The following is a 19862-nucleotide window of genomic DNA, read 5'->3' on the forward strand; positions in this document are numbered from 1 at the left end:
GAGGACGCTTCTTTTTGGTTTATGATCGTTAGTTATTGGTTTAAATTAAGGACGATTAAGCGTTCTTCTGTCATATCTTCGATCGTGTATTTTGGCCCTTCTTTGCCCCAACCACTATCTTTCACGCCACCATAAGGCATGAGGTCGACACGATATTGCGAGGAATCGTTGACCATTAAACCTCCAACTTCCACATTTCTCGCTGCATAAAAAGCGGTATCAAGATTCTTCGTGAAAATACCCCCTTGGAGGCCATAAGGGGAATCATTCACTTCCTCTATACATGATGGAAGATCAGAGAACGGAATGATGCTCACAACAGGAGCGAATATTTCTTCGCAGACGACTTTCATATCTGGCTTTACATTTGTTAAGACCGTCGGGTGGAATAAAGCGGCCTCGCGATTGCCACCGTGGATGACTTGGGCTCCTGCTGATTTCGCTTCTTCCACCCACTGTTCGGCCCGCTCAGCTTCATCTTCGCTGATCATAGGACCAACATCGGTATTAGGATCATTCGGGTCGCCTACATTCAACTTTTCAATCGCCTGAATGAACTTGTTCTGGAATTCTTCTCGGACTTCTTCATGGACGTACAATCGTTGGACAGATATACAAACCTGTCCGGCAAACGCATAACTTTTAGCGGCCACATTTTCTGCAGCTGCATCAAGGTCCGCTTCTTTATCAACGATAACTGGTGAGTTATTTCCGAGTTCCAGGATTAGTTTGTTCAGACCTGTATTTTGTTTTAACTTGAGCCCGACTTCTGCACTGCCTGTAAACGTGTAAAGGTTAATCCGGTCATCCTTCATCATTTGATTTCCCACCGTGGATCCTGAACCTACCACCACATTAAGAAAACCTTTCGGAAGTCCCGCCTCTTCAAATAACCCGGCTAATTTCAGCGCAGATATCGGCGTTTTACTTGCAGGTTTCAAGACCACCGCATTCCCTGCCGCTATAGCGGGTGCAATTTTATGTGCGACAAGGTTAACGGGGAAATTGAATGGGCTGATGGCTCCGACAACTCCTACAGGAACCTTGATCGTGAAAGCCATACGGTTTTCAGACCCTGGAGCAGCCTCTACTGGAACACCTTCTCCATGGATCCGTTTCGCTTCTTCTGCTGCCAATTCAAATGTTTGAGCAGCACGGTCCAATTCGGTTAACGCCTGTTTGATCGGCTTCCCCGCTTCCATCGTTATGACTTTTGCCATTTCCTCCTGGTTTTCTTTCAGTAGTTCACTCACACGTTTTAATATTTCAAATCGTTCATAAGGAGACATGGCATGCTTCTTATACGCATGCGTGGCTGCTTCAATGGCTGCATTGACTTCTTTCTCAGAAGCTTTAGCCACCTGAGCGAAGGTTTCCTGTGTGTATTTGTTCCATACGTCCAGTTGATCATTGGTGTCTATCCATTCTCCATTAATATAGAGCTTATGACGATCCATGAACCTCTCTCCTTTGAAATAGAATTTACAACTTTTCCTATTTTCTGGTCCAAGTATGGAGAACTCACATAGATGAAGAAAACAAAAAAAGTCTGAATGGAGGAAACCCTCCATTCAGACTTTTCGGCACTTTATAGGAATAATCCTGCAATCGTTGCAGAAAGCATAGAACCTAGCGTGGCACCGATAAGAAGTTTCATACCGAAACCAGATACTCGTCCACCTTTCTCCGCATCAATACCCTGAACAGTACCAGCAATGATACCGATTGAGGAGAAGTTAGCGAAACTTGTAAGGAAGACCGTGACAATACCAACTGTTTTCTCAGATACACTATCAAGCATGTTAGAGAATTCAAGCATCGCTACGAATTCGTTCGTTACGATTTTCGTACCCATGATGGCACCTGCATCAACAACTTCAGCAGCTGGAATACCCATTAGCAATCCAATCGGAGCAATGATATAACCAAGCAGTTCTTGAAGCGTAAAGCCGTTGAATACAGCTCCGAACACCCAGTTCACAAGTTCAAGTGAAGCGATGAAAGCAATCAGCATAGATGCAACGATCAAAGCGATTTTACCGCCATCAAGGGCACCATTACCCATGGCTTCAAAGAAACTTTTCGCATTGGAAACGTCTTGAATATCAACTTTGTCCTCTTCTTTAGAAACTTTAACCGGTGCGATGATGGATGAAACAATCAAGGCACTGAACATGTTTAATGGAAGAGCCACAAGGATATATTGACTTGGCAGCATTCCAAGATAAGCACCTACGATAGATGCAGATACAGATCCCATAGCGGAAGCACTTACAATATACAAACGGTTATCATTCAAGTTGTGGAACTGTGATTTGATGGCAATCAAAGCTTCGGACTGACCGAAGAAAATACTGTTGACCGCGTTGAATGATTCAACTTTCGGCAAACCGGTAATTTTTGAAAGTCCCCAACCAAGATATTTAATAATGAATGGCAAAATCTTAAGATACGTTAAGACAGAAAGAATGGTTGCGAAGAAAATGATGATCAGCAGAACGTTGAAGAAGAAAACACCGTTCTCTCCTACTTCTACGCCACCTAGTACGAAGTTAACACCGACTGTTCCAAATTCAATCAGCTTGTTGAACCCGGCGGAAATTCCGTCAATGATGAGTTTTCCGATGGTCGTGTTGAACATGAAAGCCGTAATCAGCAACTGAACGACTATCATAACCCCTACACCTTTGTAGTTAATGTTCTTACGATCATTGGACATTAGAAAAGCGATTCCAAGAATGATCGCAACAGCAAGAATTCCTAAAAGAATACCCACAATAAGTCCTCCCCTAATTGTAAAATAAAGTATTTATGAAAATGCTTACATCAAGTAATTCCACTATGGATTTTATCAGGTTGTCAGACGTCATGCAAGGTTTATTTGTATGTAATAAATAACAAATCATGACATGCTAGTCGTCCTATGCTCTAATATGCCTTTATTCCTAAGGGTTTATCCCCTTTTCAGAAACCTTAATAAAAATTTGTCATATGAGTATACACATGTACACAATAAAAAAGAAACGCTTTTAAAAGCGTTTCTTTTTTATGATTTCTGCATCTTTCTCAATAAGAATAGAAAGTACGGAGCTCCGATGACAGCCGTAAAAATACCGGCAGGAACTTCTGTAGGTGGAAACAATCCACGGCCCAGGTTGTCAGCAACCATTAAAAGCAACGTGCCCGTCAGCGCTGAAACAGGTAAGAGATAGATATGCTTATTCCCTACCAGTTGCCTAGCAATATGCGGCGCAATTAACCCGACAAACCCAAGTGTACCGACAACGGCCACTGAAGCTCCAGCTAGAATCACAGCTATGATCAATAATATCAACCTTGCTTTTCTTACGGGTTCTCCTAGCCCTTCCGCAACATCGTCTCCTAGACTAAGAACATCGAGCTTTGGAGCTAGGAAAAACGTAATGGGAACAACAATCACAATCCAAGGCAGAAGCATCCACACATCTGTCCAATCTTTTCCCCATAAACTCCCGGTCAACCAGACAAGTGCTGCATTTGTCTCCAATGGAAATTTGACCGTTAAAAATTGTATACCAGCCTGACAGATTGCACCTAAAGCAATCCCAACCAAGGCGAGAGTCGCTGGCTGGACCCCTCTTTTAAAAGCAAAGATATAAAGGCCGATAGTGACCAGCCCCGCTCCTAAGAATGCAGCAATCGGGAGGCCGATGACAGGCAAGGAAGGGAAAAGGATGATGACAGCTGCGGCTGCAAACCCAGCTCCCTTGGTGATCCCGATGACGTCTGGAGATGCCAGGGGGTTACGGATAATTCCTTGCAGCAAAGCACCAGATACACCCAATCCAGTCCCTACCAACAAACTCATAATGATTCGGGGCAATCGGAAATTTTCAATGATGTAGCCACTGCCCCCTGCATCAAATCCAATCATATAGTTGTATATCGATCCAGGAGGAATCCAAACAGCGCCTATACCAATGGAAAGAAAGGCTCCTAACAAAACCAGAATGGTAAGGGAAACAATAATCGTTATTGGATTCAACTTTTGCAATCTCACACTGAACGCCCCCCTTTGCTAGCAAGATATAAGAAAAACGGGGCTCCAAGCAGTGCCGTTACTATACCCACTGGAGATTCTGCAGGAAATGAAATGAACCTTGAAAGAACATCAGAAATTGTTAATAATGCTGCCCCGAAGATAGCTGACACCGGAAGTACTAAGCGGTAATCTGATCCAATGAGCTTACGTACAATATTCGGAATGATTAAGCCGATGAAACCGATTGGACCAGCAACCGCCACGGAAATGCCAGCCAATAGGATGACTAAGATAGCTGATGAAACCCGGATCCATCCAATCCTCTGCCCTAACCCCCTTGCAACATCTTCACCTAATCCAAGGATCGTAAGCCCTTTACCTAGAAATAGTGCGCCGATGAGGCCGGTCAGTGACCATGGAATCATTAACTGGACATCAGCCCAGTTGCGACCATCGATGCCCCCGGCCAGCCAAAAAAGAACATCCTCTGTTGATGTTTCATGAAAAAGGACGATTCCCTCAATTAAAGAGGAAAGAAACAAATGGACAGTAATCCCTGCCAGAGCTAATTTCACTGGTGTCATACCGCCCCCTGTGGAAGAGAGCGAATAGACAATCGCTCCTCCAACGGCTGCACCTAAGAATGCGAAATAGACGAGCGTTGAAGAACCAAGTCCCGGAAAGAGGACAACACCAGCCACTACCATTAATGAGGCCCCCGCATTCACCCCGAACACTTGAGGAGAAGCTAAAGGATTGTTCGTGATGGCTTGCATGATTCCTCCGGCTATAGCTAAACATGCGCCTACGATGATTCCTACCAAAGCCCTTGGTAAACGGATTGTATGAATGATGGAAGCAGCTTTCCCCTCATCAGGGGTAAATAAAAATTTCCATACATCAGTAAATGGAATAGCATAGGCACCAATACTTAAACTCGCCATGAAGCTCGCCATAAGGACCAAAATACCGAACAAGAAAATGAGGGCCATTTTATATTTGAATATGGATGATTGCTCAGATATATGCTGCACATGAATTCTCCTATCTATATACTCTTTTCACCATATCACAAACGATAGGAAAGCGTCCTATGATAAAAAGGAAAGAGCGAAGGGCCTCCCTCCGCTCTTTAAGCCGTTATTCCTCATATAAATAGTTGATAGCGTCCTCTAGTATTTTTTCAGATGAAATCAACCCTCGAAAACGTGACCACATGTTGCGATCAACTTCATGGACTTCTCCATTTTCAACCGCAGAAATACCTTGATATAAGTCATTGCTTTCCCACTCATCAACAACCGTTTGATCACCGGCAACCATATGGAACATCACATCCGGATTGAATTCAACGACCTGTTCAAGGTTGATTTTATTGTAGCGCGCATCTCCACTTTGAATCGCGTTTTTCAAACCGATGGATTCCAAAAGAGATCCGGTGTAGGATTCCATGTTGTGTGCGAAGTAACCGCTGTCCACAACTACGGCAGGAAGGACGGTACGGTCTTCGTCCTCAGGTACCTTCGCTCGAAGTTCTTCCATTTTTGCCTGATGATCTGCTAGAACTTCTTCACCTTTCTCTTCCATACCCATGGCTTTTGATACGGTTTCAAAGCTTGTAATAATGCCTTCATAATCAGCAGCTAGTGAAGGAAGGATAATCGTCGGAGCAATATCAGACAATTGATCATAGATATCTTTGTGTCTTTTCATATCGGCAATGATCAAGTCAGGTTGGAGAGAGCTAATCACTTCTAAGGAAGGCTGCTTTCTTGTACCTACAGATGTATAGTCACCGATTTTCTCACGAATCGGTTCAATAATACGTTCTGAATCATCATCATCCGCGATGCCGACAGGTGAAACCCCCAACGAAGCAAGGTTGTCCACGAATGAAAACTCCAGCGCCACAACCTTCTCAGGCTGCCCTGTAATTTCTGTTTCGCCCATTTCATGTTCAATCACACGTGTTTCTTCTGTTGTTTCACCGTTCTCATCTTGTGTATCTTCTGAAGTTTGATCTTCAGAAGCACCCCCGCAGGCACTTAAAACGAGTACAAGAACAAGCATAAATAACGGAACTATACTTTTCTTCATATGTAATACCTCCATTGTTATTGATAATCATTATCAAATGCTTTTTTTATCATACTCAAATTCAGGTCAATTGTAAAGGGCACAGCAAAAGGGATGCCGCTTTTATCAAAGCAACATCCCCTTCATTTATTGTGTTATAAACATCTGAGTCCAATAATAACCGTAACTTCCGCCTTCTGCGTAACCTACACCGATTTGTCTTAAATTAGGATCTAGAATGTTCTTCCTGTGCCCAGGACTTTCCATCCACCCATTAACCACTTCCTGTGGTGTTTGCTGGCCGGCAGCGATGTTTTCGGCCGCACGATTGTAAGAAACATTAAAGTCTCTCATCATATTAAATGGTGAACCGTAAGTCGGTGACGTATGGGAAAAATAATTTTTATTCGCCATGTCTCTGGACTTGTACCGAGCCACGCGTGATAGCTGCCAATTGGCTTTTAAAGCAGGAAGACCATTTTTCGCCCTTTCCTGGTTCGTCAAATCAATGACTTGCCTCTCGACTGATTTGATGTCTGCTTTCAGCGGAACCGTCACCCTGTCTCCTGGATAAATGAGATCAGGGTTGTTGAACTGTGGGTTTGCATTGATGATTTCACTCAAACCAATCTTATACTTTTTTGAGATCTTCCATAATGTGTCCCCACTCTTAACTGTGTAAGTATCCGTTGCTGCTTGGGTCATTTGAGGGGTTTGCACAAACAACACCGCAGCAAAAATGATAGCGCCAAACCACATCCATACTTTCAAGTTTCTCACTCCTTTTTTAGTGTCAGATGTAGTTTGGCTCTCACACATAAAAATATGTATATAGAGGAAAAGTTTAGGAATTAAAAACGCACCCACCGGTGGTCAATCGGTGAGTGCTATACCATAGGGGAGGTATAATCATTTTATGAATGAAACGAGCGGGCCACTTCAACCAATTGTTGTCGTGTCACACTCTGTTCATTACCTTCTTCAGGCGCCACACTTGCGCGATAGGTCATCAAATACGTCACTCCATCTTTTTCCCAGGTCAACTTTTTAGAAAAACGATTGTCTTCGTAAACACCATCGATATTGTCGAGGATAGAAAGTTCTTTCGGATCTATCCATAGAGTATCGATTTCCTCTTGGGAAAACTGAATGGTCAACAGATCATTCCCCGGTGTATAAAAACTCAAGTCCATCAACTCTGAACCTTCACTCTGATAGATGTCTGTCACGACGCTAATCATAGGGACAGGAATGTACTCAGGCAGCTCAGGTTGAAAGTCTAATTGTTCAACAGCCGAGGATACCTTTTCCATATTGTAAGAATGGTACCCACTAGGGATGGCATGGGTTTTACTACAAGCACTGACTAACAACAAACAGAAAAACAAAACACCAAATCTTCTCCACACACTGTTTTCCCCCGTCATTTCTATGTTTCTACTATAAAGACGAGGTGAAGCATAAAAAGGTTTCACATAGGAGGAAAAAATTTTAATTAATAATTCCGTGTTGGATGACTTCCACTTTCACGTTTGGTTTAATGGATATTTCCGGATACTCTTCCTCCCACTCTAATTTTCTCCAAACGTCAGGGTGATAAGCTTTCACTCTTCTTCCAATCCCAAAAATATCACTGTTCGCTTCTTGAAGCTGAGCGATAATATCTACAGATTCTTCAGTGAGGGTTTCTGAAAGCTTCTTGCCAATTTCCTCAACCTTCCCTTTGACATACAAATGATCAGAAGGGTATTCTACAATCTTTACTTTCATATCCAGATTGATGGTTACAGAAATTTCTCCTTCGTTATTTTCAATTTTCATTTTCCGATCGTTTTCTGCTACATTCACAGTAACATAATCCAAAATCTCTTCTTTTTTGTTATCATCAATTTTTTCCGTCAAACGGGCGACTCTTCCCTTTACCCCTTGCAAAAGCATATACAAGGTCGTTTGTTCCGCGTCAATTTTTTCACCTGTATAGGCTTTATCATGAAACAACCCCATCCCGCTGAAAGTAAGGAGGTTCCCCTCATCTTCTATTTTCAGCATAGGGACAGAGAAATCAATTCCAGGTTCCAACAATTCCGCACAAAGCAGCTGCAGGTTTTCACCAGTCGCATGAGTCGATGAAACCGCAGCCTCCAAAAGGCCGCTGACATAGTTACTGATTCTTGTGGCTCCCGCATGATTCATACTGATTACATCTTTAGCCATCCCTTCCTCGACAACAGCAAGGTAGGCATTCAAGTTGCTGCGAGAGTTTCGATACATGTCATCAAGAATGGGATAGATGTTCTTCTTCGCAAGATCTTCCCCTAATACGACCACTTTCACTTTAGAAGGGTCATAAGACTCCGAGATCATGAGGTCGATCTTATTCCTTGCTTGCAACGGGGTTTGGGCGGAGGTTGATAGTATTTGCAGGCTCTCACTCCCCGGCCCTTCTGTAGCTCTATTGACTGTAGGAATAGAGACGGTCTGTATGATTTGACCTTCGTCTCCTTGATCGAATCCTAACGAAAGAACAAGCTTAACATTTTTAAACTGTTTTTCATCCCAGCAACCCGTAAGGAATAAAAGACCCGCCATAACAACGATCAAATACCTCTTCATGATGCTCCCTCCCCCTTATCTTTTTTCCTCCTCCAAAAGCTTAATGGGACCATGATTAATGGAAGAGCCACAGAAAAAACATAACCAGAATAGGTCACCACTTTGTTGAAAGCTTCCATTTTTTTAATATCCAAATCAATAAACATACAAATGCTAAACACGACCACACCAATCAAGACAATAAATTTTGTTTTGGACTGCTTCTTAAACAAATCCGACAAGCCAATACTCGATAAATAAAGATACGTCGCGAATGAAGTGGCTACATTAATGACCCATATCGTAATAAAAAACAAATCAATCCTAGCCACAACCGGTAGTGAGAACGATTTCAACATATACAAAACAGGTTCAGGAACTAATGGGAGTTCACTAGTACTGAAGAATGTGTAGCTTGCAAGCACCGTAAACAAGTAAAAAAGCGTTACAAACCAGTGAGCAAGTACGATCGTTGTTAATTTTTGTTTGTGCGTTCCTTCCACTTTTGAATAAACAACCAACGTAACGATAAACCCAAAATAGGAGAAAATGGCTTGGTTGATCCCAGAAAACACCTTTCCCCATCCTGTTTCTAAGATAGGAAAAAGGTACATGATTTGCATTTCTTTTGCTCCGAAAACCATAAGGATGAGCAAAAATACAATCAATATCGAAAGCATGGTGTACATCCTTCCAAGCACGAGCAACCCACCGTGAACCATGTACATACAAACGGTGATCATTAAAAGAGCGGTGACCCAAATGGGTGTATTCGGCAATACCCACACATTGATCATTCGGCAGAATAACAAAATGATAAGTGTCCCAACACCTATAAAGTACAGGATATACAAAATGGATAGTGGCCGCCCTATCCATTTTGTGTACAACTTATCATTCATTGTATATAGAGTATCTTGTGGAAGGTTCTTAGCAACAAACCATATTCCTACAAGTAAAAGCTGAATAGCTACTGCTCCTAACAAAAGAGAAATCCAACCATCCTGCTTAGCTACCGTATGCAGTTCATATGGGACAGAGAGTACTCCCACACCAATTTGGGTTTGGATAATTATGAAGAAAAATTGTCTACGTGACAATTTCTGCTCATTTTTTTGGTTCGTTTGTTGTGGAGGTTTGGTCCCCTCCTTGTTTTGATTGGTTTTGTTCATCACGGTTTCTCCACTCCCTTGAAGGGTCCAAAGCTACAGGTTTAACTGCATGAGCATCTTTTGGTCTTAGCTTCATCATATACATGGGCAAACGGACAAACGTGTCTTTCAAGTCCACCAGACTCAAAGGAGCAAGTGGTGCAAAATAAGGAACTCCGAAAGAGTGAAGGCGCGTTAAGTGAATGAGAATGAATAACATCCCGAATACGATACCAATAAACCCAATCGTCCCTGCGAGTAAGATCAGTGGAAAAGTTAACAACCGCAGGGCTGTACTCAGCTCATTGGAAGGGACTACAAAGGAAGCAATAGCCGTCAAGGCCACAACAATGACCATCAAGTTGGATACAAGCCCTGCACGTACTACCGCATCACCAATGACAAGGCCTCCGACAATCCCGATGGTCTGCCCAATGGGTTGTGGTAAACGTATCCCTGCTTCCCTGATCAGTTCAATAATAATAACCATTACAAGAGCTTCTAATATGGGTGGATAGGCAATCTCATTTATGGATGCCTTGACTGGAATGATGAGTTCATCAGGAATGACTTCAAAATGGAAGCTTACTACCGCAATATAGAAAGCAGGTAAACTCACAGCTATCACGAAACTGAAGAGTCGAATCAAACGGACAAACGTGCCTGTGAACCATCGCATATTATAATCATCCGGTGCCTGATAGAACATAAAGAATGTAGCAGGTGCAATAAGAGTCGTAGGACTTCCCTCCGACATAATGGCGACTCTACCCTCTACTATGTTAGCCGCGACACGATCGGGTCTTTCAGTATTTAACATTTGAGGAAAAGGAGAGTTCGACTGATCTTCAATAAATTCTTCTACGTGTCCTGGACTATGAATCATGTCTGAATCAACGGAGTGTAATCGGGTCTCAACTTCCTGGACAAGCGTAGGATCCGCAATACCATCCATATACATGACAGCAACATTCGTGTTTGTCTTTCTACCCAACTTAAAGTATTTGATTGTTAAATCCCTGTGCTCTACTCTTTTACGTATCAGGTTGATGTTCGTCATCATATTCTCCACAAAACCATCATGGGCACCCCGAACAACTTTTTCGTTTTGTGGCTCTTCAGGCGTTCGGCTGAAAGATGATGTCACACTAAACTGCGCGATTTCTCGTTTCCCCTCTTCTAAATAAAGCGCATGCCCCCGCAGAATAGTGCGTACAGCTTCCTCCAAATCGTGGGTATGCTTTGCATTCGGAAGTTGAAAAACATCATCAGTGTGCCCCATTTCTATGGGAGCAAAAATTTTCTCATGGATTTTTTCGTGTTCAGCTAAGGATTCTAAATATAAAAGAGTCGCGTCCCCTTTCTTAAGGACACGGATTTTCAGATCATTCGTTTGGTGGAAAGCATCTAAGATGTATTTAACATTTTCTGTCAATTTTTTTGTGGTTGGCACTTCTTTATCACCCGAAGGTTCAGACATATGCCGGTCGTTCAATATGTCTCGGTTATTCCTGAAGAATCGCGTAAAGATTCCCATTTTCGCATCACCTACCCTTAATTTGCCACGAATAAAATGGAATATACGTTAGAAATCCTTATATAAGACGAATCATCTTCTTTTCCCCTAACGCTCCCTTTAGTTGAAGACTCAGTTTCGAGACGATTGTGTGGTTCTAGGGGCTCCGGGAAAAGGTTCGTCTTGCTCCATCGTCCAGACACTCGCGTCATAAGCAGAACAGCAAAGGAATGAAAAACACATTCCGTTGCTGTTCTGCTTATGCCAGTCATGTCTACCAGGACGATTCCGCATTTGAACACTTTCCATGGGGCGGGCGGTGAGCCTCCTCAGGCTACGCCTTCCGGGGTCTCACCTGTCCCACACGTCCCATAGGAGTCTCACCGTTTCCCTCTGCCCCTTGACCTTATAAGTGTCTCGAAACCACTTCTAAAAGGGTCAGCTTGAATGATTAAGGGAAGTGGATGATTCGAACACCTGTATTCATAAGTAAGGTTCCAAATCTTCTCCCCTATGCGGGCATATAGTGCGTTCTATCAAGCATTTGCGTATGCTAAACGTCAACGAGGTAGAGTTTAAATCATTCACTTCTCATATCCATACAAGCTGTTTTTTAAGTAGTGGTTTCGAGAACCATACTTGGTTAAGGGGCGAAGGGGAATGGCGAGACTCCTACCTTAAGTGTGCAGGCGCCTTGATCAGCGGCGTATGGACTGGACCGAGCTGGCGGAGATAAAGGAAACACGAAGAACGGAGTGATTCGATGTTGACTTATCGTACAGAAGCGAGGGAAGTCTCACTAGCCGCTAGGCGCCGAAACCGGATATCGAAGAGGAAAAAAGTGCTTGGTGAGACCCCACAGGACGCAGTCCGAGGAGGCTCACCGCGCTCCCGCGGAAAGCGAGCTATTCCCCTCCGCCCTATCCACTCAACAAAAGTCTCGAAACTGAGTCTTCAAGAAACCTGTCATTTAGTTGAATAACAAAAAAAATCCTATGGCTGGATTGCCATAGGATTTGGTGGGGTTAGTGGCCTGGGAAGAAGACCATTTGTAATATGAAAATAATCGCGAACATGTATAAAATCCAGTGTACTTCTTTTCCTTTTCCAGTAACGAGCTTTAACAATGGATACGTGATAAAACCAAACGAGATTCCTGTTGCAATACTGGATGTGAGTGGCATAGAAAGGATAATGATGAAGGCTGGAAAAGCATCATCGAAAGTACCCCAGTTCACCTTTGCAAGACCACCCATCATAAAGCAACCGACAATGATCAATACAGGAGCTGTAATAGCTGGTAAACCGGAAACGGCTCCTACAATAGGGGCAAAAAACATGGATAGAATGAACAATAGAGCAACGACCATTGTCGTCAGGCCTGTCCGTCCTCCAGCTGCTACCCCTGAAGAAGATTCAATGTAAGCAGAAGAAGGACTCGTTCCAAACATAGCTCCAACGGTTGTAGCTGATGCATCTGCCATTAAAGCAGCACGCGCCCTCGGAAGGCTTCCATCTTTACGGATGAACCCGGCTTGTTCCGCCACACCGATCATCGTTCCTGTCGTGTCAAAAATCGTGACAAGAAGGAAAGCGAAAATAACCGTATAAAGGCCATTGCTGAATACCGCTCCTATATCCATATCCCAGAATACAGGAGCTGGTGGTGCCTCGATAAAGCCTTCAAGCTGAAGTTGACCTGTGAAAAAGCCGATAATGCCTGTAACGAACATGCCGATGAATAATCCACCCGTCACATTTCTTGCGATCAGGACCAATGTGAAGAAAAGTCCGAATACCGTCAACAATGGACCTTTTGCTGTTAAATCTCCAAGTGTAACCAGCGTCTCTTCACTAGGAACGATGATACCTGACATTCTTAACCCAAGAAAAGCTATAAATAAACCGATTCCTGATGTAATCCCATATTTTAATGAAGGAGGAATCGCTGTAATCAACGTTTTACGTAAACTAGTCAAACTAAGAAGAACAAATAATATACCTGATACAAAGACAGCCCCAAAAATAACAGAATAACTAACATCCTGTTGGACAACTTCTGTAACGAAGTACGCATTCAATCCCATACCAGGAGCAATTGCAATGGGGTAATTAGCAGCAAATGCCATAATTAACGTACCAACAACTGCGGCAATGATCGTCGCCATAAACACTTGTTCGAAAGGAACCCCTGCACTTGATAGAATTGCCGGGTTAACAACAACAATATAGACCATCGTTAAAAAAGTCGTCACTCCTGCAAGCAACTCTGTTTTAACATCTGTATGATTTTCATTTAATCGGAACCATTTGTTTAACATTTGGGAACACCAAACTTTCAATAAGAATTACAACGTGTATTATAATATTATTTTTACGAACAAAAATCAATAGTAACAACAAAAATGTTCGCTTTTATTATTTTCACACAAAAAACCGTCTGAGTAATCATTCCTCAGACGGTTTTTCACTTAATCTCTTGACTCTATACCAGTGCATAATTTCCTCTGTATCCCTTTTCTCAAGGTAGTAGCAGGAAGCAAGCGATCTTCCTCCTCCTGACGTTAACATAACTTCTATACTTGAGAGGTGTGTCCTTTTTTGAAAATACGTTTGTTTTTCATAAGCTGCCTGAATTCGGTACTTTTTCATAAAATCCGTCTGCTTGATGATTCCTCTCGATCTTAAAGTCAGCTGGTCATCCTGAATATTCCATCCTGCATCATGGTAGGCTAACCAGCCCAGCACGGCTAAGAATCCACCGGCCAAAATGGATAATAGACCATAAGGAAAAAAGAAGATGCTGATGGGAATTGACGCTGCAAATCCGAACCATGAATGGCGCAGAATGTATCTGAATAACGATCGCTTAGGCGGTTCATGGAAATGCTCCACAACATCATAAGCAGGAAGAACCTTTTTCAGTACCTCGCCCACGTCTGCTTTTTTGATCATTGGCAGCAGTCGTAATTGGTGCTCATCATTCTTTAAAACCGATCCCCCTGCACTGATTAACGTGACAGAAGCGTATCCTAAAGGCTGTCGAATGAGGTTTTCTTCCATTCGAATGCCCTGAATCCGATTTAAAGGTATCGTCATCTGTTTTTTCTCAAGCCAGCCACGCGTAATAATCAAATCATCTTCATCAATAAAAACAGAAAAGTTAGCATACCTTAGAATCGTCATAATAATTGATATCCCATAAGCCACTAAGAGTATGACAAGAGCGGTAAAAGCAATCACCAACACGCCAATTTGGATCCAGTCAAGGATTTCATTATAGATCGTTCCTACGGGTAAGAGGTCCATGAATTGAGAGAAGAAAACTGCTACTCCGGAGATGACCACCCCCGCTCCTCCAGAAGTGACGGCCATCATCACGATTTCCTTCATGGACATAGCATAGACCTTTTCACGCTTTGATTCTTCCATTTCTGTCTGGGCATGTTCGGTATCCCATATGTCGTCATCCTGTCTTGCGTTTCTACGTTTCTTCTCTTGGAAAATGGCTCCTTCCAAGGAATCTGCTTCTTCCTTCCGAATGGCTGTTAGTTCAGCCTCTGCTTTTTCATTCCCTGTTGAGCCAGCCGTCTCAATCGACACCTTAACGAGGTTCAAAGGACGATGAAAAATACCTTCTGAAAAATCAAGACTCTGAATTCGATCAATAGGAATATACCTCTTCTTACGAAAAATAAGCCCGTATTCAATTCTCAGCTCTCCCTCTTCCATGCGGTATGTAAATCGCAGCCAGCGAATGATCCCTGCTCCCAAAACAAGGAGCAGTACACCGATCCATATCAGCAATGGAATCCAATCCACTTCCCCACTAAATATGTTCCCATTTAACACGAGTACAATAATCAATGGTAAAGCCGCATCTTTTAACGTCTTCACAAAGTTGATAACTGCTGAAATCGGATGCAGTCTTTTCGGTTCAAACATCATCTTCCGCCACCCTTGCTAAGGAAGAGATGGACTGGCGTAGACGCTCAGCTTCCCTCTCATCCAGTGCCGGGATTTTATGTACCGTCGCAGCTGTTGAAATGCTGATGGTAGATAAACGAAACTTCCTGAGTAAAGGTCCTTGTTCTGTATCCACATGCTGAACTCTGACCATAGGTACCAGTGTACGTGTCACAATAAATAATCCGTACTGCAGATCGATTTCTGTTTCCGTGACATCATACCTCCACCTTTTCCAACGTAAACTTGGTACAAGCCATACAAATGAAAGGACTTCCAGCAAAGCGATGCCTAGCCCAATCAGCACAATCCACCATGGCCAATCCCATAAGATCACCGTCACGGTTAGACCAATTGTCAGCAAAAGAATGATCCCTACTTGTATCCACCCATAAATGCGCCACACCGTCAGCGCTTGCTGTGATATTCTCTGTGTCGGTTGCTGTTCCATTCTCCCACCCCCTATGTATGCTTACGAATGACTGTTCGAAATGTTTCACTATTTATAAAAGAAGCCGGACGTAACAGCCCGGCCATCCCTTTATTATTTACCTTTTGATAATGCTTTAGACTTCTCTGTACAAGCTTCCATCCCTTGAATGATCGCATTTCTGAAGCCAGCTTCTTCAAGCTTTGTAACCCCCGAAATGGTTGTACCTCCAGGAGTACAGACGGCATCCTTCAGCTCACCAGGGTGGCGGCCGGTTTCTTTAACCATTTGGGCCGCCCCTTGGACAGTCTGAGAAACCATTTTGTAGGCTTTGTCTCTGGGAAAGCCTTGTTGGACAGCCGCATCCGCCATTGCTTCAATGAGCATATAGATAAAAGCTGGTGAAGATCCGCTGACGGCGGGAACCGCATCCATCAACTTTTCTTCGACTATTTCAGCTTCTCCAAAGCTCTCAAACACTTCCATCACGTCTGCTAATTCTTCCTTAGTCACGAAATCGTTCGGACACAGAACGCTCATGCCTGCTCCGACCAGCGAAGGCGTGTTCGGCATGGAACGAATCACCTTCACATTACGGCCGAAGGCTTCTTTCATAGCGTCGAGGGTGATGCCGGCAGCAATGGTAACTACCACAGTATCCTCAGGTACTTCGTCCTTAATTTCCTGGACGACTCCTTGGTACACATAAGGTTTCACCGCTAAGAAAAGTAGGTCACTCTCTCTTGCTACTCGTTTATTTTCATTGGAAATGTTAATTCCGTATTCATCCGTCACAAAATCTATCGTTTCATCGGATAAAGCCGTCGCAGCGATATCACGCGCTTTCACAAGGCCTGCATCAATCATGCCCTGTATCATCGCCCGCCCCATTTGACCACAGCCGATAAAACCTATACGTTTGTTCACCGTACATCCCTCCTTAGTGATTCTTATTGTATAGGAAGATTGTCGAACGTACAATTCCATATTGGATTTCCCTTGTTTCTCTAGTAAAAATTACATGTTTTTTCTAGAAAAGGTTTACAAAGCCTTATATCTTACCTATAATAATAACTGTATTCTTCATATCATAGTGAAACGCCCAAAATATCATAGCTGCTACGAAAAAAGCCGAGCTGCCTTAAGCTCGGCTTTTTTCGTGTTCTGCTTCCTCTTCATTAATTGCTTCAAGCAGCTGCTTCACTTCTTTTTTATTTTTCCTTGCTACAAGGATATACAACGTATCCCCCGCTTTAATTTCTGTTTGACCATAAGGAGTGATTACATCTCCGTCACGGATGATGGCGTTGATTAATGCTCGATCCGGCAATTCCATATTTTCTAAAGTCTGACCAACAATGATGTTCCTTTCTGTTACATCGAACTCAATCATTTCAACATTCGCTTTGCCGATGGAAATTAACTCAAGAGAATGAATCGGGTTTCCAAGCTTATCGGAAACCAGTTTGAAACGTTCAGCAATACGGGTGATGGACGACCCTTGAACAAGAGCTGATGTAAGAACAGTAAAGAAAACAACGTTGAAGATAAGCTGGCTGTTCTGTATTCCAGCCAGCATCGGGAAGATCGCCAGTACGATTGGTACGGCACCACGCAACCCAGCCCAGGATAAAAAGTACTTTTCCTTCATTGTAAACGAAAAACCAGACAGGCTTAAAAGCGTGGCTACAGGCCTTGCAATAAATATAAGCACAAGTGCTATAAGCAATCCATCCATCATAACAGGCCATGTGAAAACTTCAGTGGGCGAAACAAATAACCCGAGAATTATAAACATGAGAATTTGAGCCATCCAGCCAAATCCCTCATGAAACCGCAAGATGGAATAACGGTAAGCCAGTTCAGCATTTCCAATGACAACGGCTGTCACATATACAGCTAAAAGACCACTTGCTTGGAGAAGGGAGCTTGAACTGTAAGATAAAAAAGCGAAACCTAGAGCGAACAATGGATAAAGTCCACTTGAATCCAGATTGATTCGATTTAATGAAAAACTGGCCAAGTACCCGATGCCAAATCCAACCGCTAATCCAGCACCCATCTGCCAAAAGAATGAACCGATCATCCCTAATATATTGACTTGATCAATCGTGAGCAACTGAATAAATGAAATGGTGAGAAACACAGCCATAGGATCGTTTGTACCCGACTCCGCTTCCAGTGTCGCTTCAAGCTTAGGTCGGACATTTTTTCCTTTTAAAACAGCAAATACAGCTGCCGCATCTGTAGACCCTACAATAGAACCTACAAGGAAAGCCTCAATCCAACCGATATGTAAGATGAATTTGGCAGCTAAAGCTACGATGGATGTCGTAAGGACAACTCCTACTGTAGCTAAAGAAATGGAAGGTACCACTACAGGTCGTATATCTTTCCATTTTGTCAGCATACCACCTTCGAACAAAATCACTATTAAAGCGATGACCCCGATCAACTGAGCAATTTCAGGGTTATCAAAATAAATGAACCCAAGCCCATCATTTCCGACGAGCATTCCAACCGCAATAAAGAGAACGAGCGACGGAACCCCGAGTCTGGATGAGAATTTTGTAACGATGATACTGACAATAAGCAATAGAGCCATCAACATGATGAATTGATTGGACTCTAAAATTTCCTGAATCATAAACGATACTCCTTTTATTTTCTTTATAGCGACATTATACCAAGGAAGCCTAGGGTGCAAGTAATAAAACACTCGTCCAGCTTTTGAAAACACAAAAAAGGCCAAGCAACAAGATGTTACTTGGCTTTTTTGCAACATCAGCTTAGCATCTCTTCTACCTGTTCACTGAAGAATTGTTTCATGGCATGAAATACATCTGCTTTTCTTCTCAAAATGTAATAGCGGAATTTCGGGTGATCGATCGATTTATAGGCCTGCATCAAACTCGAAGATCGATTGTATTGGTTGACTTCTCCATAACCGAACATTTGTGAAACTTCAATCAGTTGTTCAATCAATCCCAGGCAGCGTTTATTATCAGATGTTAAATTATCACCATCAGAGAAGTGGAACGGGTAAATGTTATAACGTTCCGGTGAATACTTGGTCTCAATCAATTCTAAAGCCTTACGATAAGCTGAGGAGCAGATCGTCCCTCCACTTTCCCCCTTAGAAAAGAAATCATCCTCACTGACGACTTTAGCTTGTGTGTGATGGGCAACAAATTCAATTTCCACCGTTTCATAGTTCCGGTTCAAGAACCTGGTCATCCAGAAGAAGAAACTTCTGGCCATATACTTTTCCCATTGTCCCATGGAGCCACTTGTATCCATCATCGCAATAACCACAGCTTTTGATTCTGGTTTAGTTTTCTCATTCCACGTTTTAAAGCGAATATCTTCTGGATAAATCGGTGCAAATGAAGCTTCTCCGCCTAGAGCGTTTCGTTTGTATGCTTCAAGCATCGTCCTCTTCTTGTCGATGTTTCCTGTCAATCCCGTTTTCCGAATATCGCTGAACTCGATGTCTGTGTGAATGATGTTGTCTTTTTCCTTCTCATCCAAATTCGGTAAGGTTAATTCCTTAAACAAGGCTTCCTCTAACTCAGCTAATGAAATCTCTGCCTCATAATAGTCTTCGCCAGCTTGATCACCAGCTCCGTCTCCATCGCCAGGCTTACCTTTCGATTGCTGTGGCGCCTGAGCAACAACATCCCCGACTTCACTATCCCCTTCACCTTGTCCTGCATGTTTATTCTTCTCGTGATTATAACGAATCTTATATTCATCAAGTGAACGTATTGGAATCTTAACGACACGCTTTCCATTCGACATCACAATATTCTCTTCAGTAATGAGATCAGGTAACTGCTTGCTCATCGCATCCTTCACTTTTTCTTGATGTCGCCGCTGATCGTCGTAGCCTTTCCGATGGAGGGACCAGTCGTCTTCGGCGATTACGAAACTCATCTCTTCATCCATGTAATTCCCTCCTAATCGAGTATTACTCTATCGTATGCAGGTCCACGGTAATGGATGAAAGATATTGAGATATACATGGATTATTTGTTTCTTTCGCCCATATTGTCTATCGTTTCACAATCCGTTTGATAGTCCATGCTGGTAAATAAGTTATTCAAGTAT

General features: G+C 42.9%; 16 protein-coding genes. All 16 read right to left on the bottom strand.

Features of this window, described 5'->3' with window-relative positions:
- Positions 1-32 precede the first annotated feature (32 nt).
- A complete protein-coding gene (locus J0K78_RS17755) occupies positions 33-1457 on the bottom strand; it encodes an aldehyde dehydrogenase family protein (protein ID WP_206948290.1) in 1425 nt (474 codons plus the stop codon).
- 131 nt (positions 1458-1588) lie between these two features.
- A complete protein-coding gene (locus J0K78_RS17760; RefSeq protein ID WP_206948291.1) occupies positions 1589-2776 on the bottom strand; it encodes a NupC/NupG family nucleoside CNT transporter in 1188 nt (395 codons plus the stop codon).
- A gap of 270 nt (positions 2777-3046) precedes the next feature.
- The gene (locus tag J0K78_RS17765) at positions 3047-4039 is read right to left on the bottom strand and encodes a FecCD family ABC transporter permease (RefSeq protein WP_370551176.1); all 993 of its coding nucleotides are present in this window, start codon (positions 4037-4039) and stop codon (positions 3047-3049) included.
- On the bottom strand, positions 4036-5013 hold the full coding sequence (locus J0K78_RS17770; RefSeq protein ID WP_206948304.1) for a FecCD family ABC transporter permease: 978 nt from the start codon (positions 5011-5013) through the stop codon (positions 4036-4038). Before J0K78_RS17770 ends, J0K78_RS17765 begins: the two co-directional genes overlap by 4 nt.
- A gap of 148 nt (positions 5014-5161) precedes the next feature.
- Positions 5162-6118: an ABC transporter substrate-binding protein gene (locus J0K78_RS17775; RefSeq protein ID WP_206948292.1), complete on the bottom strand. Its 957-nt coding sequence runs from the start codon at positions 6116-6118 to the stop codon at positions 5162-5164.
- Between the two features lie 126 nt (positions 6119-6244).
- The gene (safA, locus tag J0K78_RS17780) at positions 6245-6868 is read right to left on the bottom strand and encodes a SafA/ExsA family spore coat assembly protein (protein WP_370551177.1); all 624 of its coding nucleotides are present in this window, start codon (positions 6866-6868) and stop codon (positions 6245-6247) included.
- A 143-nt stretch (positions 6869-7011) separates the two neighbouring features.
- Positions 7012-7506 (bottom strand): hypothetical protein, encoded by a 495-nt coding sequence (locus J0K78_RS17785; RefSeq protein ID WP_206948293.1) that lies wholly within the window; start codon positions 7504-7506, stop codon positions 7012-7014.
- A gap of 82 nt (positions 7507-7588) precedes the next feature.
- On the bottom strand, positions 7589-8710 hold the full coding sequence (locus tag J0K78_RS17790) for a Ger(x)C family spore germination protein (protein WP_206948294.1): 1122 nt from the start codon (positions 8708-8710) through the stop codon (positions 7589-7591).
- A complete protein-coding gene (locus tag J0K78_RS17795) occupies positions 8707-9861 on the bottom strand; it encodes a GerAB/ArcD/ProY family transporter (RefSeq protein WP_206948295.1) in 1155 nt (384 codons plus the stop codon). Before J0K78_RS17795 ends, J0K78_RS17790 begins: the two co-directional genes overlap by 4 nt.
- A complete protein-coding gene (locus tag J0K78_RS17800) occupies positions 9797-11377 on the bottom strand; it encodes a spore germination protein (RefSeq protein ID WP_206948296.1) in 1581 nt (526 codons plus the stop codon). Before J0K78_RS17800 ends, J0K78_RS17795 begins: the two co-directional genes overlap by 65 nt.
- Before the next feature lie 1004 nt (positions 11378-12381).
- Positions 12382-13677 (bottom strand): NCS2 family permease, encoded by a 1296-nt coding sequence (locus tag J0K78_RS17805; RefSeq protein WP_206948297.1) that lies wholly within the window; start codon positions 13675-13677, stop codon positions 12382-12384.
- 127 nt (positions 13678-13804) lie between these two features.
- Entirely contained in the window at positions 13805-15301 is a 1497-nt protein-coding gene (locus J0K78_RS17810) for a PH domain-containing protein (RefSeq protein ID WP_242517946.1), read from the bottom strand.
- Entirely contained in the window at positions 15294-15773 is a 480-nt protein-coding gene (locus tag J0K78_RS17815; RefSeq protein WP_206948299.1) for a PH domain-containing protein, read from the bottom strand. Before J0K78_RS17815 ends, J0K78_RS17810 begins: the two co-directional genes overlap by 8 nt.
- A 93-nt stretch (positions 15774-15866) precedes the next feature.
- Complete coding sequence (gene proC / locus J0K78_RS17820) at positions 15867-16679, bottom strand: pyrroline-5-carboxylate reductase (protein WP_160915368.1); 813 nt, start codon at positions 16677-16679, stop codon at positions 15867-15869.
- A gap of 214 nt (positions 16680-16893) precedes the next feature.
- Positions 16894-18399 carry a potassium/proton antiporter gene (locus J0K78_RS17825; RefSeq protein WP_206948300.1) on the bottom strand — a complete coding sequence of 502 codons (1506 nt, stop codon included), beginning with the start codon at positions 18397-18399 and terminating at the stop codon, positions 16894-16896.
- Positions 18400-18536: 137 nt separating this feature from the next.
- Positions 18537-19700 carry a sporulation protein YhbH gene (gene yhbH, locus J0K78_RS17830; protein ID WP_089653080.1) on the bottom strand — a complete coding sequence of 388 codons (1164 nt, stop codon included), beginning with the start codon at positions 19698-19700 and terminating at the stop codon, positions 18537-18539.
- Positions 19701-19862 lie beyond the last annotated feature (162 nt).

The organism is Halobacillus sp. GSS1, assembly GCF_017307035.1.
GTDB lineage: Bacteria > Bacillota > Bacilli > Bacillales > Halobacillaceae > Halobacillus > Halobacillus litoralis.

Excerpts from the sequence above, each read along its gene's own strand:
- J0K78_RS17795 (WP_206948295.1), bottom strand. The coding sequence starts at position 9,861 with ATGAACAAAACCAATCAAAACAAGGAGGGGACCAAACCTCCACAACAA.
- J0K78_RS17825 (WP_206948300.1), bottom strand. The coding sequence starts at position 18,399 with ATGATTCAGGAAATTTTAGAGTCCAATCAATTCATCATGTTGATGGCT.
- yhbH (WP_089653080.1), bottom strand. The coding sequence starts at position 19,700 with ATGGATGAAGAGATGAGTTTCGTAATCGCCGAAGACGACTGGTCCCTC.
- J0K78_RS17805 (WP_206948297.1), bottom strand. The coding sequence starts at position 13,677 with ATGTTAAACAAATGGTTCCGATTAAATGAAAATCATACAGATGTTAAA.
- J0K78_RS17755 (WP_206948290.1), bottom strand. The coding sequence starts at position 1,457 with ATGGATCGTCATAAGCTCTATATTAATGGAGAATGGATAGACACCAAT.
- J0K78_RS17790 (WP_206948294.1), bottom strand. The coding sequence starts at position 8,710 with ATGAAGAGGTATTTGATCGTTGTTATGGCGGGTCTTTTATTCCTTACG.
- J0K78_RS17810 (WP_242517946.1), bottom strand. The coding sequence starts at position 15,301 with ATGTTTGAACCGAAAAGACTGCATCCGATTTCAGCAGTTATCAACTTT.
- J0K78_RS17770 (WP_206948304.1), bottom strand. The coding sequence starts at position 5,013 with ATGGCCCTCATTTTCTTGTTCGGTATTTTGGTCCTTATGGCGAGCTTC.
- J0K78_RS17775 (WP_206948292.1), bottom strand. The coding sequence starts at position 6,118 with ATGAAGAAAAGTATAGTTCCGTTATTTATGCTTGTTCTTGTACTCGTT.
- J0K78_RS17800 (WP_206948296.1), bottom strand. The coding sequence starts at position 11,377 with ATGGGAATCTTTACGCGATTCTTCAGGAATAACCGAGACATATTGAAC.
- J0K78_RS17815 (WP_206948299.1), bottom strand. The coding sequence starts at position 15,773 with ATGGAACAGCAACCGACACAGAGAATATCACAGCAAGCGCTGACGGTG.